The organism is Paraburkholderia fynbosensis (assembly GCF_902859935.1).
Taxonomy (GTDB): domain Bacteria; phylum Pseudomonadota; class Gammaproteobacteria; order Burkholderiales; family Burkholderiaceae; genus Paraburkholderia; species Paraburkholderia fynbosensis.
Map to the genome: position 1 here is coordinate 98,419 of NZ_CADIKI010000016.1, position 16,786 is coordinate 115,204.

Here is a 16,786-nt window from a genome sequence, read left to right on the forward strand (position 1 = left end):
TTCCTGATAGCGCGAGGCAAGCTGTCATGGTCAAAACAACTCCAGTTCGCCGCTGGTTTCTTCAACGGCGCTCGTGTCCGCGACGAAATCGAGCGGCGCATGCGCGCATACGCACACGGTCGCGGCGAGCCGCACGTCGCCGTTGAGCACGACCGAATACGACGACAGCAGAGCCGGCTTCAATTCATGCAGATGCGGCAGGCAACGCGCATTCAACACATACGGCGTCGACATGCCGAGGTCTGGAAAGTAGCGCAGCAATTCCTGGTTCATCGCGCCGCAGCACAGGTTGCAGATTTCCAGAAACGCTTCCTGAAACGGCCGTCCGTCGCTGTCGTTCAGGTAATAGCCGCGCGTGCTGTCGTCTTCGTCGAAATGCAGGATCAGCAGCAGCCTGAATACGATCGACGAAATGGTCAGCACGACCACCTGCGTATTCTTCGTTGCGCCGGCGCCGGCTTCGGCAAGCGGTACGATCTCGCAGAGGTCGTCCGCCTTGACGGGCAGGCGCGTTTGCGCCGCCTTGCGGAAGATGCGTTCGAAGCTGTCACGGGCATGGGCCGAAATCACATCGGCACCTCATCGAGTTGTGCATGAAAGCGGTTGGCGAGCGACTCGACGCTGGCAAGCGACGCCGCGATCATCTTGCCGCCCGCCTGGATGTCCTGGAAGGTGGACGTAGTGGTCAGGTCGTTGCGATGCAAGCTGTCGCGATAGCTCTTCGACAACTCCTCGGAACGCGCGGCGAGCGAGCGCACTTCGCTCGCCACTACCGCGAAGCCGCGGCCGGCCGGACCCGCGCGCGCCGCTTCGATCGACGCGTTCAGCGACACGATCACCACGTGCCGCACGATCGACGACAACTCCTGATTCTTCGCGTGCATGTCGTGATTCTGCGTCATCAGCGAGATCATCTGCTCGTGCCAGCGCTCGAACGTCGCGCCGAGTCCTTTCAGTCGCGCGGCCTCACCGGCGATCTGGCGCGCCTGGTTGGTCCACTGCTCCGTGCGGCCGCGCGCGGCGTCGAGTGACGCGCGCATTTCATCGGCGCGGGCTGACTGCTGCATCAACTCATCACGCAACTGTTCGGTCAACGCATGCAATGCCTGCTCGGCCTGCTCGCGTTCGAGCAGCACTTCGCGATGCGCCGCGTGCACGGCTTCGAGCGCGCCGATCCGCGCTTGTGCTTCGCTGCGCAACCGCGCCGCCAGCTTCGCGCTGTGCAGCTTGTGAGCGGCCCATGCCGGCAGCGCGATCAACGCGCCGCCCGCGAGCGCAGCGAGCAGATACTCTTGATACTGTTGAATCACAACCAATCCTTGCGAAGTCCGTCGGTCGGCGCTCAGCCCGCCACTGTGTCGAGGTGCAGTTCGCGGGCCTGGCCGCGCGCCTGAACGCCGAGCGTGTCGACCGCGACGCTGTCCGGCAGACAGACGATTGTCTGGAACTGACGGAACGGCGCGCCCGTATGGTCGTCGGTGAAGCGCAGTTCGATGCTGCCGTTCTCGCGCCGCAGGAAGTCGCGCACGGCGTCCATGCCGACGCCACGGCCCGACACTTCGGTGACCGTCTCCGCCGTCGAGAAGCCCGGCCGGAAAATGAAGTCCGCGACCGCCTCGTCGCTCAGCGCGTCGTGACTGCCGATCCAGCCGCGCTCCAGCGCGATGCCGCGAATCCGTTCGAGCGCGAGACCACGACCATCGTCGCTGAGGGTGATCTGCAACGCGCCGCTGTCCACGCCCACTTCGATGTCGATCGTGCCGGCCGGGGTTTTGCCTTGCGCACCGCGAACCTCGGCGGTTTCGATGCCGTGGTCGATCGAATTGCGCAGCAGATGCATGAACACGTTGCTCAGCGTGCCGCCCGCCTGACCGCGCAAACGGTAACCGTTGTCGTCGATCCGCACGGCCGGCGCGGGCTTGCCCAGCTCGCTCGCGAGCGACGGCAGCGAGTCCAGCACGCCGGACAGTGCGTCGCGCACGCTCTGGCTGCCCAGTGCGCGCAGCGTCCGGCGCAGCGCATCGCGCATCGACTGCAAGGCGTGAAGCTCGGCGGCGTCGGTGCGCTCCAGCATATTGAGCGTCTGCTGGATGTCGTCCTTGTCGACCATCACGTAGCGGCCGGTGTTGCCCGCGTCGTTCGCCTGACCTTTGCCCTTGCGCCCGAGGCTCTGCTCGTTGATCTTCGCGTAGCTTTCGATCGCCTCGCGCACCCGCGTCAGTTCGCGCATCAGATGCTCCTGATCCCACGAGCGATCCGCGTCCGGCTGGCGCAGCTCGTGATAGCTGCGCTCGGTTTCGTGGACGACGTTGGTCAGATGCTGCAGGTTGTAAGTCCGCGCATTGCCCTTGATGGTGTGCATGTTGCGGAACAGCTCGGCGATCGCCGCATGATCCGCTTCCGAATGCTTGCGAATGATGCGCTCGTTCTCGCTGACAAAGCCCGCAGAACTCTCGATGAAGTGATGGAACTTTTCCTCGCTGACCGCGAGAATCTCGCCGATCATGTCGAGGCGGCGGCGCTGTTCGCTCGCTTCGGCCGCGAGCTTGCGCAGTTCGGTGACGTCGCGCACGCACAGCATCAGGCGCACGACGGTGTCGTTTTCGTCGGTGATCGCCGACCAGCTGAGGTCGAGTATCTTCACGCGGTCATCGGGCATGCGCTTCGAAATCTCGCCCACCAGCAGGTGCTGATTGAACGCGAAGTTGATGCAGTCTTCGCCGAGGCACGCATGCGTGGCCGCGTCGATTTGCGACAGCGCGTCGGCGCCGAGTTCGGTATCCGCGAAAACGAGGTCCATCAGCGCGCGCCCGGCGATGTCCTTCGTCTCGAAGATGTCTTCCAGATACGCCGAGTACTCCGCGTGAATCTTCGCCCCGTCGACCACCGTCAGAATGCCCTGCTGCATGTTCTGCAACATCGCCTGGATGTCGGCAGTTTTCTGTTTGAGTTGCGCGGAGCTTTCCTGGATCTTCTCGATCATGCCGTTGAACGCGACGATCGAGCGGCCTATCTCGTCGAGCCGTCCCACCGGCACGCGGCGCGTGAAGTCCTGGCTCGACGCGATCTCGCTCATCATGGCCTGCATGTGGCTGAGCGGGCGGGTGATCTGGCGATAGAGCAGCGCGCCGATCGAAGTCAGCAGAATGATCGCGAGGCCAGTGACGGATGCGATAGCCGTGGTCGTCGTGGCGAGCGTGGCGTTGAGCGCCGTAATCGCGTCGTCTTTCTCGCGATTCTTCTCGACGCGCAAGGTCTCGACGATGCCTTCGAGTTCGTCGCGATACTGCGCGACGTTAGCGAACAGATACGCCTGCGCGAGTTCGTTCTTGCCGTCGGCTTTCATTTTCGCCGTGTCGGCAATCGCGGAGAAGTAGTTCTCGAGGCTGTCCTTCGCCTGCACGACGAGACCTTGCTGCGCGTGGCTCGCGGCCTGCCTGGCCTGCAGCGCTAGCGCCTGTTGCAGCGAGGCTTTTTTCTTCTTCAGTTCGTCCTCGGCCTGGGCGACCATGTTGGCATCGGGCGCATAGACGAGCGTCATCGTTGCGAGCTGCACGTCCTTGACTTGCGACACGAGGTCGGCGGACGCGAGTGCGCTGGGCACCACGCCCTCGGTCACCTTGCGTACTTCGGCGGCGCTGCCGCGTGTCTGGTAGACGGCGTAGCCGCCGATCGCCGACAAGGCGACGAACATCAGAACAACCAATAGCGTGATGCGATGACGGATCGTCATTTGAACCCCCGGGGTCTGGCCTGCGCGCCAGCCCTCGATCGGAGCAGCGCGTTTTTGTGCGAAATATGGTCTGACTTGCAGCGCTGCCGAGTATTGCCGACGCATATTACTCAGCGATGACTACATAGCTTTTTTCGCACATCCGAGGGGCTAAATTTAGTTCTAAAGTTTTCGTGGAAACGGCCGTTATTTGACGGCCGTTCTATTGCGATGCAATTGCGTCGCTGAGAAAAACGCTCGATGTGTACGGCTTCGCGCGGATCCGATCGCGCCGCACGCACTCGCCCTGCGCTCCCGAATTTCCTCACCTTTGAAGCTAAAGTGCGCTGACAGGTGCGCATATTCTCACCTCGCCGGCTCCCGAATCTTCTCACCTGTTCGGTGTCAGCCATGCTCCCAACCACCGCCCAGCACCTTGTATAGCGTCACAAGATTCGCCTGCCGCGACAGGCTATCCGTCGCAAGCTGCTGTTGCGCGGCAAACAGCGTGCGTTGCGCGTCGAAAGGGGGAGGAAGCTGTCCGTGCCCGCCTTGTAGCGCGCTTCGGCAAGCGTGCAGTAGCGCTGCGCGGATGCCACGTAGTCGCGATCTGCCTGCACCTGATCGACGTAAGTGGCCCGCGCCGTCAGTGCGTTCGACACTTTCTTGAGCGCCGTTTGAATCGCGCTTTCGTAGACTTGCGACACGTCACCGTGAGCGGCTATGCCGACAACTCCCTGGAAATCCTCACCTTTGCATCGGTGCGAATTCTGAGCGGCCACGGATCACCTCCTGGAATCGCTCACCTTTTGATGGTGATCTCCTGGAATTCCTCACCTTTGAGCATATTTCGAGGTTTCCAAGGTGCTGTTCGGCTCCGCAAACGGCTCACTTCCGGGCGAATGGAGAGCCGTCTCCTGGAACTCCTCACCATTCGCCTCACGGTCGCCATCCCCTGGAAATCCTCACCATCCTGGAACAGCTCACCTTGGTGTGCGTGAGCGGCCGTTCGTCTCAGCTGTCAAAAAAGTTGCGACTTGGCCCCTGTGCCGTATAGGCGATTGGGTCGGCTAACCCTTGCATCAACTGGCGGACAAAGCCGCGACCTATGATGTCGATTGCAACAACCGCGCCGCCAAATTTGGCGAAAGTTGCGACTTTGGCCGCCCCATAGCGCTTTGCGCCACGCCGATAAAAGGGTCAGCTTGACGTTTCGAGCGACTTTCGGGCCTGAAGGCCGTCGCTTAGCGTTCTTCGGTTGCTATTTTGCTCGCCGCGGTTTTTATTGATTTTGATCGGTGTAACTGTGGCTTGCCGCGCGTACGATCGAGATTTGCGACGGTTTTATAGTCGAGTTTAAGAGACGCTCCGATTTCCCGACGAGTCTTTCCTTGTGCGCGCAGCGCGAGTACGGTTTGCCCTAAAATTGAACGATGTTTACCGCTTCCGGGTCTGCAAGGTTGCGCGTCGGTGGCATTATGCCCGGACCATTGAGTGAATTTGAAATGCGCGCCACAGTTGCACCAAGCCACATAATGATCGCCTCGCCGCCTCATACCGTCGACAGGATGGCGAGTGCCATGGGCAGCGCCGACGTTTATGCAATAGATGACCGGCCGCGGCTTCGGCCGGCGAAATGCGAGGCTGCCGACGTCCCCCCCGGTCATCGCCTCGCAAGATCCAGCCAACAGGACGATGGCAACCGGCTTTGGCGCATGTGTATCTCTACTTCCACACAGCCCTCGTACTATATTAGTGTCCTGCCCGTTTGACCCTCCAACCCACCGCAGGAAACCAGGACCAAAATAGCTGGACATTGCCGCTCGCAAATCACGCAAAGTAGACAACTCGATCGCAGCCAAGGTCCTTCCCGAGGCGAAATCCACGACCTGCTCCCAGAAGGAGCTCGCGTCCACTGAGACCTTGTTTGCCAGCAGCCCATAGGAAAGACGCGCGATTTGATGACAGGCATGCAGTTGCGCATCCGACATTTCAATGCCGAGTTGCGAGCAACCTCGCTCATTGAGGTCTGACGGTAGGACATAGCCTTCTCGAAGAACCTTATCGTTGAAGACCTGCCACAATATGCCGCCATGCCATGGGCAAACACAAACGCCTGGCAGCTGATGCGCCCGCCTCCAATGTCTAGGAACGCCATTCCGTAAATCCTCATCAAAGCAGGCCTTACAGTAACGAAGTCGACGAGCCCCGCCGCGCTCACGATGCACGCCCGGGGCGTGCCCTCGGTTGAGCGGGGACAGCATCTTCTGAAACAGATCATTGGCTTCCGACGGCGCAAGCAGCGCAGCGAAATACGGGTAACTTGTTCTCTGTTCGGCGATCTCTCTCGCTGACAGGCCCCAGCAGTTTCGGGTCACCTCTTCTACCTGCGAAAGACCAAAGGCAAGGCTACCCGGATGAGCACGATAACCGAACAGGTGTTGCATCACGGCTGCTGGCCGAGCATTCATATCCGACATGTATCGGGCCACACAACAAAATAGCGGCTCGTCAAGCAGTGGTTCGGCAAGGAATATTGTCATCACAAATTCCGGTCATCAGTGGACTTTTCCAACCAGCCTCTCTGGCGCGGAATCCACCCATTGACACGAAACGGGACGTCAGTTGACAGGCAGTGGAGATGACATACCCCGTCGCTGCACTTTAAGCGGCTGGTTCGCCAATCAGCTTCGCTTCAATCGGCCTAGCCTTTCCGCGTACTTTCGAGCGCTTCTGGGTCAAATCGGCGCACGCGGCGATACAAACCATCGCGTTCTTTCTGGACAACGCTCACGATACCAGCGGATTTAACCGCTGCTTTCCACTCGCTCGAGGCGCGCGCAGCAGTCGCTTCGACCGACGACCTTGCATAACGCTGCGAGCCGCGAGTCAAATTGCGCGCGGTGGTTTCCGATACCCCGAGGCTACGCGCTATTTCCGCACCTGAAAGTCCATCACTTGCCAGCCGTACGGCCTCAGCCGCATAGGCCTCACCGTACACTGAAATGGCCGAATCGGCGTCATCGTCGCCCACTTTTTTGACAAACGACATGCCGCAACGGCAATAGCAGAAAAGCTTCACATGGCTTCTGCGTCGGACTTCGACCGGATGAGCAGGGCCGTGCGCAGCATAGCGGTTCGGACAGACCGGCCAGTGCTCGCCGCTTGCCGATCCCCGGATTTCGAAAAATACCCAGAGCAGGACCTCAGGCAACGCTGCAGCAGCGCTCTGCGTACCAAGAACGCGGCCCACGACCCAATTCTGTCGACCCGAAGGCAACAGATTGCATCGCGAGAGATAGTTCTCACCGAACGTATGAATCAGATCTTCACAGAGCAGCGCAGATTCCAGCGTATTTTTTCCTCGCGCGTATCCGCAGTTGCGGGCAAGCTCCAACCATCCTCCCTCACCCGGCGGCGATGCATTGCTTCCAGTATCGCAGAGCAAGCTGGCAGACAGATCGCCGATACGCCTGATTGCGCTTTGCTCCGATTCAGAGACATCGAACTCAACGGGGACGGCCTGCTTTACATCGGCTAATGTCGGCCACGCGGAATATGCTGGAACATTCACAGGATGCTCGAAGAGCCACACACCGTGACGCGGGCACACGAGAACTCCCGGGAGCTGATGGCATCTTTTCCAAGTCGCTGCCCTGCCACTGCTCCGGTCTTCGTCAGCACATGAACAGCAGTATCTGATGACGTGAGGCCGTTGTATCAGCTTCTGTACATCTCCTCGCTGATGCCTTAAAGACCAATGCATCATTCGACCCAACAATTGCCTTCTTAACGATCTGGAGCAGAACTTAGCGTAATACGGGAACAGCGTCAGTCTCTCGGCGATCTCCAGGGCTGACATTCCCAGCGACGCGCGCGTCTGCTGCGCAACTTCACTGAGGTTATAGGCTAATCCAGTATTGAACCGCGCACCGTAACCGAAAAGGCCGGAAACAAACGTTTTCCAGTCGCTGACCAGCATCAGCTTTCCGTAGCCGGCCACCATACTGAACAAAGGTTCATCGGGCGCGCCCTCGCACAGATAAACGCTCATTTCACTTTTTTGAGGCCGCATTTGTACGCTTGGAGCTCGGCGTCCCTCCACCGCGCGCCGCCTTTGCGGGGGCAGCCTTGGGCGATCTGGTGGTCCGTGTCGGTGATTTACGCTTGGGTGATTTACGCACTGGCGTTGTGCTCTTCGCGAAGATTGTCTTTTCTGAGTCTTTCTGTTCCCTGGATTTCTCATACATGGCGATGGCGTGACGGATCAGTTGAGCTACGGAGCTACTTTCATCGCCAGCAGTGACGTCCCGCGCATACTGTTCCGCTTCGATTCTTGGTACGTGCAGATCTGTCAGGGCATCCGCCACTGCTGCAGATCGCAAGACCCGGGCCTCGGCCGCATCAAGGGCACGTTCGGCTTCTGCGTCTGTTTCCCAATGTGCAAGATAGGCACCTACCTTTTTTTCCGCCATGTCGGTCAGTTCGGCTATTTTCTTGTAATCGCGGTTTCTGATCGCCGTCAGCATACCTTCCACGAGGCCCAGACCTCGTGCAGCAGCCATCTTCATCAGGTCAGGTGTGATCAGACCCACAACAAGACCCGCATCTTCAGGCAGTTTCACGTCTTCAAGAAATATTCCTTGGTACTGTGACAGCCGCCAGACCAGCTTGGCAATAGCCGGCAGGCCTGCACTAAGGTCGTAAAGCGTAGCCCGTATTTCCTCCGGTTCTTCGAATGGCTCCAGCTGGAGATCGATTGCGATGAGAGCATTTGCAAAGCGATCCCAGAGCTCTCCAGGCTGGAAAGGGGTCATTGGCAACATGCCCCCGCTACTGACCCTGCGTTGCGTCCATATGTTCTTCAGCTGGTTTTCCGCCTCAGGAGTGCCGAGGCAGATGAAGGCGCAGCAATGCGCATTAAACAGCGTAGTCAGGAATTCAATCAGCTCTGTGCGATTTGCCGCTTTCAAGGCGTTATGGATCTCATCAATAATCAGAACGCCGGTGTAATGATGAGTCAGCACCATGATGACTTTCTGCATCCATACTCCTGAATTCGCTCCTGAGGCCACCTCGTCGAAATATTTTGTATCCAGATAGAAATCAAACCAGTGCAAGATTCCCTGCAATAGAACAGTTACACTTCCGTTATGCGGACAACTGACGAACACCCAGACCACCTGGGCGATTCCTATTGCTGTGCCCGGCACCCGTTCGTGCTCGATGATCATAGGCAAGGTACTCAGAACCATCTTGACAGCGGTGGTCTTGCCAACGCCTGACAGCGCGAATATCGGCAAGCACTCGGAATGACTCTCCCGTGGGGAACCCAGAAGCCGGTATTTTCCACGTTGAATCTGGGCATAGGACGCTTGCAATTCCCGTTTGATGTCCACTGAGGAGCGGAACGCTACGTAGCGGGACCGTAGTGCCACATAAAGCCAGTCCAGAAGCTGGATGTGAACCGGAAGCAGGACCCAGACACGAGAGATTCTGCCCAAAGCTATCATGCGCTGCGCCCGCGACAGGCGTCGTGTTGATTTGGGATGATTTACCCTGAAGCCGAGCAGCATCGCATCGAGAATCGCGGTTCGATTGAAAGCCGGTGGTGCAAGCACCAGCCAGTTATTTGCAAACTCTGGAAGTTCGCTTGCCGATTTTCGATAGATGGCCTTGACTCTTACATCGCAATGCGCAAGGATAGGATCGCCAATGACATTGAGGGGGACCAGCTTCGCCAGTTCCTCTTCTGCTTTCTTTCTCTCGGCGGCTGTCATTCTGACCATGGCTACACTCCGTCACCGTCGGGACCGACGTCCGCCCGGATCATCCAGCAGTCGTGACCCGCTGATGTCAGTTAGCTGCTGCAGGCGCGCTGCAGGGCTTAGGCTTATTGCTTTTCCATCATTCGGGGGTTTTGGCGTTGCCGGTGACTTTTGCTCCAGACTCGCCTCAACCTTTTTGGCATGGCTCACACGTGTGGCGTCAGGGCGCTTTCTGCCGGCTACCTGCAAGGCCGTGTCCTGTTGCTGCATGGCCCGGTGCCTGTCTGCGTTCGAGTTCAGCGCCTGTACCATTCTCATGCCCTCATTATCCTGACGAGCCTGACGCGCATTCCTGCTCTCCAGCGTGCGGAACTGTTCCCATTCAGTGGTCGTAACACCGCAAAGATCATGACGATTTGTGCCTGCGAGGTTAGCAAACCGCGGAAACTCATCCCGGGGGGAGAAATCGATCTGCCCCATCTCGTCGGGATTGTAGAGAATGCGTACTTTCTGCCTGGAGACCCGTCCGTACGTTGCCGCAATGCGATCCATCGGCATTTCCGGAGTGTAGTGCGCGTTGTTTACCCGGAACCCGGCAGCCGTGATCGTTGCCTCAGCCTCTGGGAATACCGCATGTCTGATGTCGTCCACCGCGCAGGACTGAAGCATCGCCAGCGAATGATTTACGCCCCAGTTCCAGCGTTCCAGTGGCGTATTAGGCTTGCCACTCGTCACCATCTCCTCCGGCGTGTAGATCTCGCCTGAAATCGGTGTGCGATGGTACAGGTGGATCGCCCTCAGAAGCTCCCGGATAAATTCGGAGCGTGTCCACAACGCGTCCAGCGCGCTGTTGAAGTTGCGTGGCGCATCGCGATGCCCTTCGACAATTCCATATCCATGGCGCTGCGCTATCAACGGAATAATCCCGAAGCGGCGCTCGATCACTCCGCGCCAGAATGGCTCGAACGCCGCACTGTTGTCAATTCCTACCGCAAACACCTTACCGATACGCTTCCAGGGGAGTGACTGCTTGTATTCGCATCCCCGGTCGCAGTGAAATCGGACCGGTAGATGCGCGCAGGGCCACTCGTCGACGGTGATAGTGAATCCGTACTGTGCACAGAATTCTTCCTTCGGACTCGCCATATTCTGTAGTGCGAGTGCGGCGCCTTCGAAAGACGGAGGCCGGAAACTCACATGGAGTCCAACGATCATGCGGCTCCATAAGTCGACGACGAAATACACTGTCGGCCGCCCGACCACCAGCGTCCGGTCAAAACATGAGACCAGATAAATGTCAGCGATGGTCGCGTCGACCATGAAGACGTGACCCGGGCCGCGACAATGCTGCAGGGCGTGTCCCCGTGGGGTGCGACCGCGCGTGCGGGACTCCGCCTCACCCATGCTATGCCGTTTGCGGCGCCCGACATCACAGTCCCTCAAGGCGTGACGGAATATCTCCTCGGAAATCGCCGAGTGGTCCAGCAGTTCGACAGCTGTGGCTTCACCTTTTGCATTCTTGACCAGCCGTTCACATCGCAACAGATAATTGGCCCTGTCCACGACGTCCAGTGCCGTAGGTCGATCCCGCGAGCCGCGATTCCAGCCCCGCTTGCCCCGTTCCCGGCCTCCCGGGGTTGAGCGTCGCGCCGCTCCTCTGCCGCGAGCCTTCGCATTGTTGGCCCTCCCTGCACTTTGCGTCTTCGGATCTTCGGGCAGCCCAGCATCCCATACGGCCTGGCCGTGCGTAAAGTAGCGGTCCGCCATCCAGCGGAGCACTCGGTCACGATATACGGAAGGCAACATCGTTTGCGGTCGACGAATTTCCGCGCGGCGTCCGGGGTGATGCTCGTATTGACGACGTGTGGTTCCCGGACGGTTCGACCGGCCTGAGTTCGGATAGCTGCTCATTACTGCGCGGGGAGTCATGCCTCGCTGAAGCCACAGCAGAAAGTATTTGCGGAGTGTTTTAGGTTGCACCTTGAGCTTTTCCGCATGCTCATCGAAGATCCGTGCCCGGGCTGCCCCGGCTTTCAGAAGCTGCACGAATTGGTGCCGCCCTTTTTGGCTATCCCGGTTGACAAGATCCCTGATGTATCCGCAATTCGTCTGGCTTTGCCGCCCGTGTGCCGGTGTGGCTCTGACACCGCGCCCCAGGTCCGCATACGGATCGTCCTCAAGCACAAAGCCGCCCGTAGCGGTCGCGTTCAGGCCGGCCAGTGGTCTGAATTCGTCAGTCGGGATCGAGCGGACGATCAGACGCGAACCGTCCAGCCGGACGAGATAGGTATTGGGCTGGCCGTACCCGGTGTGGACCACGCGATAGAGCACGTCGTTAGCGAGATCCCGATAGATCTGATTGATGTAGACCGGACCAGGAATGCGGACTTTGGATGGCATGATTCCGCCCTATGGTTGGATACGGACCTCTGCGGACCGGACAGGTGCCGCGCCCCCCTGACTCACGTGGTCCGGGACGCACGCCGAACGGAACGACAGCTACACCACCTTCAGGCCAAGGAAATGGGCCGCGTGTCAACAATCGTCAGCGCTGAGACCGGTTCCTCATCAACGTCGCGGCAATGGACGTCAAAACGTATGTGCTTCGCGGCCAGCATCAGATGAAAGGCGTTAAGTCCGTATCGGAGTGGCAGCCCTTTTTCTTTCATTGCGAACTCGCAGGCCGTTCGCACCGACATATGCCTTGCGCTGTGCAGTGCACATAATACGGCTCGCTGAACCAAGGGACTGTCGGCGCCTTCGCCGGCACGGACCGGACGCAGCGCGATCGCATATAGGAAATCGAGGTTCCTAGCCCAGTTACTGTTCAGTCCGTCATTCAGATGCAGACGCCACGCCGCGCCGTGCCGCTTCCAGAACTGCTCGATGATCCTGAGTTCGGACTGACCGGCAAGGGGGCCCGCCCCTTGCAACCGCACAGAAACCGCCTCGACCCACTGTCTTCGACCTTCGTGTTTGGTCACCAGCAGGTCCGTTTTGAGAACCTTGTAAGTGCCGTCGCCGTTTCGGGGATGGCGAACCTTCAAAGACCGTGCGACCTCGACAGTCTCGGCGTGATCGCACGGCATGAATTCCCGAATATCGGCTGTGTTGTCCTGGTAGCACTCCCATAAAAAAGCTGCAAGGCGGCAATCGCGAGGAAGCTGGGCTTCGCGTCCCATGAACGGCACGCGATGCACCCTCTTGGCCTGCCGGTCCTCCCAGACGCTCGCTCCCGGCTTGTAATCAGCCCTCTCGCCACAGCCGAGGTGGCCGCGGCGGATCCTGGCAATCTGACGCTCTAGGATTGTTGTGGAAGCCATCCCGAAGCCTTCCGCCGCAAACGTGACGATCTGAGCATGCGCCGACGTTGCATCGCGTTGCGTCAGGGCAGCACTCCTAAACCTCCTACGCTCCAAAGGCGGGACACTGAGCGGCGAGGCGCCAGTGATTACCGCATAGGAGGTGTCGGTCATACGGGTCATTAAAGGCGACCCGGCCGAGGGTTTCAACTTTTCAGCGGCACAATCTTCGGGTTCGAAACAGTACAGGCCGCCGGTTCGTCTTCAAGGAGGTGTGGCATCGAGTTGTGCACGCGGCGCATTCGTGGAACCGGCGGCTTCAAAGGGCAGCGACTGCGATTTCATGTGCCTGCTTTTGCCCTTCTGTGGAATGCCGCCACAGCGGCGACCTTACGCTGGCGGTGATAACGCCGCTTATCGCGGCCGGTCGGCCCCCGCTGCCGCCGGCCGGGGCGCACCGCCGCGCCGCGTCCCCGGCGCGGCGTAACCGGTGCCCCCGCAACGCCTGGCGCTTCAGCAGGCGCGGCGCGCCACCCTGCCCGGCCACGGCGCGGCCGCCCGGGTCGGTGGCGCGGGTTGCCCACGCCGGACGTGCACGGGATCGGGCCAGGGTTCAGACTGAACCCGCCTGCTCATGTGCTCCGACGGATTCGCGCCCGCCGCGCGCGGGCCGCCCTGTTTTCCACGTGCCGTACGCGAGAGCGTGGCAGGTATTCGCTTCCGGGTCGGACTCATCTGTCGGTTGTCGCCCCTACCGCCGGCGGTCGCGGCGCGAGCGGTTAGACGGCCGGTCTCAGGGCGCCAGCAGTCGCCAGATGGAGCCGCCCAGTGACAAAAATTCGGCCAATGCCGACGCTGGAGAGTACTGGGTTCTAGGTCGGCAGTGGGACAGATTGCCGACGGTGGCGGCATCGAGCGGCCGGGCGGCAGCTTCCTGCATCAGCGAACTCACACTCCCGACCCACTTCGGACTTTCGACGTTCCACAAAACGGACGTTCGACCTCCTGATCCTTGTGACCATCCACGCGGCTAGGGGGCCGCCGAAATTGCGCGTTGCACGTTGGGATCGAAGTGGTTCCGATACCAGTCAATCATTCCCCGCATATACGGTTCGGCCGGTGGCAGATCCCCCGCGCCTATCAGTTCTGCACATGCGGCGGCTACCGCAGTAAGAATCCGCGCCGCTTCCGGAACATAAGGTAGGTCGCGATCCTTATCATGACGCGCCCGGATTACTTCGTAGCGGGCACTCTCGGGTAACGTCCACGCGCTAATCAGGAACTCCTGCACGCTCACTTGCTGCCCGTTTACTTGGACAGAACGACTGCGGTGCTCTTCGGCATAGCCTGCCTGTTCCAAACGCTCGCAGCTATCGATAGCCGCATTTAAAACCTCACGAATCAATCGCCAATCAGTTTTCATTTCGCGACTCCACGGTGGCTTCGATAAAGCGTTCAAGAGGTCGGATCGTTAGAATCGACGCTAAATAATTGTCGCCGGTTCAAGGCGCCGCGTCGAATGCCGTTGTTGGCCGATCACAGCCCATTGCTATCTTTATCTTGAAGTCTCACGCCACGCGTGTCACGACCGTTCTGATGATGGACAAGCGAAGCGACTCTCCCACTTCGGTCTTTTTCAAAGGTCACTTGAGCATCGACGATTTTCCAGAAGAACCGATCTTCGCTTTCCGGGAAAATCTCGTGTTTCGGTTGACTGCCATACTGGGCAAACAACTGCTCACCCTCAAGCGTGATCAGCACCTCCATCGGGCTCATAAGTTGATATCGTCCAACGCACGCTTCCTTTGCCGCAAGTGATAGGGAAATGGGTCGACGCTCGGGTTCGGAGCGCAGCGAGCCGATCGCCTTTGCGTGCAACGGGCGTTCGGTTACCCCGTCAGGATGGCCTTCCAGTTGATATGCAGTAGCACCCTCGCGCCAGGATAGCACCGCTGCGATAGCGTCGCCCTCATACAATACCGCCGCATCGTCGTCGATTGCGATAGCCGAAGGCATCGCGAGGATCTGCATCGTTTGCAGTATTTCTTTTCGGCGAGTTCCGTCACCCGCATGAAAATGGACGTCGCAGTTGCCCGGTAGAATTCCGAGGCCGGGGGGAAGCGGAAGATTGCGATTGGCTGGCGACGGTACGTGATGGTCAAACCAGCAAATCGCCCCAGCGCTCATCCCGGACAACAGGACGCCACTTTCCCACGCTTGTCTGAGCACCTTATCCAGACCCCACTCTTTCCACAGCGCCAATGCGCATCGTGGATTGCCGCCGCTGACGAAGATCGCGTCCTGCTGAAGCAGATGCGCCGCGGCATTATCCGCCCGAACGCAGTGGGTGCCTGCCACGCCGTAGAAGGTAACGTTGGAGGTTTGGCAGCCGAGCTTCCCGTAAATGGCATCAAAGTCATTGATCAACATTGACGGGTCAGCGGCCGGGGTAGAGAGAAGACAAATTCTGGGATTTGGTTTCCCGATCAGTTCGCGAATATATGTAGCGGCGAGGAACTCCGACTCGCCGTTGGAAAATCCCCCAATCGCAAGAATCCGTCGCATATAAACACTCTCCCGAATAACGTCGTCGCATGCAAGACATAACAGTTTGACATTGCCAGCGACCTGTCCGCTGAGGTCGATCGCCCGCTGTTGGCCGAATTTCGAAGCATGTCAAACAGCAACGGCGTCCGGCTGTGATCTTAGAAAGGGCGAAACAAATCGTCTTTCGGATACGGGAGTGCCAGTTCCGGCATCTCGTGCCTTCCGAAATATTGAGTTGACTTGGTTTCGGAATCGCTGGGTATCCCGGAGCCGCCAATGATTTTGCATTGGAATAGAGTCACCACGTATTCGACGTGGTCGCCGCCTGGATACGTGTATCGGAACCGCCGTCCGCCAAACACGCCGAGAATGCCGTGAATGCGGATCGCATATCCGGTTTCCTCCATTACCTCGCGGAAGATTGCCTCTTGCGGGCTTTCTCCCAGTTCAATTCCACCAGCGGGCAAACTCCACGCCTCTCCGGACGATTTCTCCTGAAGTAGCAGCTTGCCTTCATGATCGTGAATCACGGCTGCAACGGAAGGACTTAAAATCAAATCCCTGCCAACCTTTTTCCTCAGCCGACAAATGTAGCTTTCGTTATCAACGTGCAGCGACACCTTCACCCCCGATGAGTTCGTGCCTTTCCGATTGTTGGCGATCCAAGCCATTCTGTCGAATGTGCCAAAATGGCCGACCTCTGCCCGACGCGAGCGGCAGTCGTCGGCCCGACGGCCGAGACGGCCAGACGCTTCGTCATCGGCACGCAAGCCAATTCCAGTCCGCGCGGGGTGCGGTACGTCGAAACCGAATCTCCCGACCAACCGCAGTGGCGATAGAAAGGTGCCGCGTTCAGCGTTGCATCGAGGTGCATCGTGGTAACGCCGTGATCGACGGCCAGCGATTCGAGAAATTGCAACATCTCACGCCCAATGCCGAGCCCCATGTGAGAGGGCCGCACAAAGATAGCGTCGACTTGGCCATTTGCCACCGTGAGCATTCCTGTACCAATGACTACATCCTCATCCGTAGCAACGTAGAAGTCGCGCGCAACGACGCTGGCCCATTTCTCGGTAGGCGTACCGTTGACCCACGCCGAGAGAGCCGCTGCGGGATAGTGACCAGTGCATGCAGCATGCACCGATGTTTTACGAATATGCCACGCGTCGAACACGTCATCGCAGGTCGCTTTTCGTATGGTCAGCATGCCGCGCTCCTCGACTTGAGCGGCCAAGTCGCCACGTGCGAAAGGTTCCGAGAAACGGGATTGCGCTTTTTGTAATGCATGTGTATTCGCTCCGATTTTACGTCAATGCAATTCGGGGCGAATGAAAAGAGACGGCCCCGTCATGACTGGCGGGGCCGTTGAGAAAGTCTACATGTGATCTTAGAACGTCACGACTCCCACGGCTCGCCATCGGCGGTCATGGTGCACATCATGAAGTTGAGAGCAGTGC

Annotated in this window: 11 protein-coding genes and 2 pseudogenes; all 13 read right to left on the reverse strand. The window is 59.1% G+C overall.

Annotation, left to right across the window (positions count from 1 at the left end):
- Nucleotides 1-30: 30 nt before the first annotated feature.
- Nucleotides 31-570, reverse strand: a complete 540-nt coding sequence (locus tag HV770_RS24765; protein ID WP_175163912.1) for a hypothetical protein — start codon at nt 568-570, stop codon at nt 31-33.
- Entirely contained in the window at nt 567-1,316 is a 750-nt protein-coding gene (locus HV770_RS39445; RefSeq protein ID WP_425497474.1) for a methyl-accepting chemotaxis protein, read from the reverse strand. Before HV770_RS39445 ends, HV770_RS24765 begins: the two co-directional genes overlap by 4 nt.
- Nucleotides 1,317-1,342: 26 nt before the next feature.
- Nucleotides 1,343-3,733, reverse strand: a complete 2,391-nt coding sequence (locus HV770_RS24775; RefSeq protein WP_175163914.1) for an ATP-binding protein — start codon at nt 3,731-3,733, stop codon at nt 1,343-1,345.
- Between the two features lie 384 nt (nt 3,734-4,117).
- Nucleotides 4,118-4,407: pseudogene (locus HV770_RS24780) on the reverse strand (TolC family protein); the annotation flags it as partial.
- A gap of 549 nt (nt 4,408-4,956) precedes the next feature.
- Nucleotides 4,957-6,255, reverse strand: coding sequence for a TniQ family protein (locus tag HV770_RS24785; RefSeq protein ID WP_175163916.1), 1,299 nt, complete (start codon nt 6,253-6,255; stop codon nt 4,957-4,959).
- 161 nt (nt 6,256-6,416) lie between these two features.
- Entirely contained in the window at nt 6,417-7,766 is a 1,350-nt protein-coding gene (locus HV770_RS24790; RefSeq protein ID WP_175163918.1) for a TnsD family Tn7-like transposition protein, read from the reverse strand.
- 1 nt (nt 7,767) lies between these two features.
- Nucleotides 7,768-9,501 (reverse strand): ATP-binding protein, encoded by a 1,734-nt coding sequence (locus tag HV770_RS24795; RefSeq protein WP_175163920.1) that lies wholly within the window; start codon nt 9,499-9,501, stop codon nt 7,768-7,770.
- Nucleotides 9,502-9,513: 12 nt separating this feature from the next.
- The gene (locus HV770_RS24800) at nt 9,514-11,880 is read right to left on the reverse strand and encodes a DDE-type integrase/transposase/recombinase (protein ID WP_175163923.1); all 2,367 of its coding nucleotides are present in this window, start codon (nt 11,878-11,880) and stop codon (nt 9,514-9,516) included.
- Nucleotides 11,881-11,990: 110 nt separating this feature from the next.
- Nucleotides 11,991-12,956 carry a PDDEXK family nuclease gene (locus HV770_RS24805; protein ID WP_175163925.1) on the reverse strand — a complete coding sequence of 322 codons (966 nt, stop codon included), beginning with the start codon at nt 12,954-12,956 and terminating at the stop codon, nt 11,991-11,993.
- A gap of 856 nt (nt 12,957-13,812) precedes the next feature.
- Nucleotides 13,813-14,205: a hypothetical protein gene (locus HV770_RS24810; protein ID WP_175163927.1), complete on the reverse strand. Its 393-nt coding sequence runs from the start codon at nt 14,203-14,205 to the stop codon at nt 13,813-13,815.
- 113 nt (nt 14,206-14,318) lie between these two features.
- Complete coding sequence (locus HV770_RS24815; protein ID WP_175163929.1) at nt 14,319-15,347, reverse strand: Type 1 glutamine amidotransferase-like domain-containing protein; 1,029 nt, start codon at nt 15,345-15,347, stop codon at nt 14,319-14,321.
- Nucleotides 15,348-15,487: 140 nt separating this feature from the next.
- Nucleotides 15,488-15,955: an NUDIX domain-containing protein gene (locus HV770_RS24820; protein WP_246291142.1), complete on the reverse strand. Its 468-nt coding sequence runs from the start codon at nt 15,953-15,955 to the stop codon at nt 15,488-15,490.
- 113 nt (nt 15,956-16,068) lie between these two features.
- Nucleotides 16,069-16,536 (reverse strand): annotated as a pseudogene (locus HV770_RS24825) (GNAT family N-acetyltransferase); the annotation flags it as partial.
- Nucleotides 16,537-16,786: the final 250 nt, after the last annotated feature.

Coding starts and splice junctions, on each gene's coding strand:
- HV770_RS24775 (WP_175163914.1), bottom strand. CDS start 3,733: ATGACGATCCGTCATCGCATCACGCTATTGGTTGTTCTGATGTTCGTC.
- HV770_RS24785 (WP_175163916.1), bottom strand. CDS start 6,255: ATGACAATATTCCTTGCCGAACCACTGCTTGACGAGCCGCTATTTTGT.
- HV770_RS24790 (WP_175163918.1), bottom strand. CDS start 7,766: ATGAGCGTTTATCTGTGCGAGGGCGCGCCCGATGAACCTTTGTTCAGT.
- HV770_RS24795 (WP_175163920.1), bottom strand. CDS start 9,501: ATGGTCAGAATGACAGCCGCCGAGAGAAAGAAAGCAGAAGAGGAACTG.
- HV770_RS24800 (WP_175163923.1), bottom strand. CDS start 11,880: ATGCCATCCAAAGTCCGCATTCCTGGTCCGGTCTACATCAATCAGATC.
- HV770_RS24805 (WP_175163925.1), bottom strand. CDS start 12,956: ATGACCGACACCTCCTATGCGGTAATCACTGGCGCCTCGCCGCTCAGT.
- HV770_RS24810 (WP_175163927.1), bottom strand. CDS start 14,205: ATGAAAACTGATTGGCGATTGATTCGTGAGGTTTTAAATGCGGCTATC.
- HV770_RS24815 (WP_175163929.1), bottom strand. CDS start 15,347: ATGCGACGGATTCTTGCGATTGGGGGATTTTCCAACGGCGAGTCGGAG.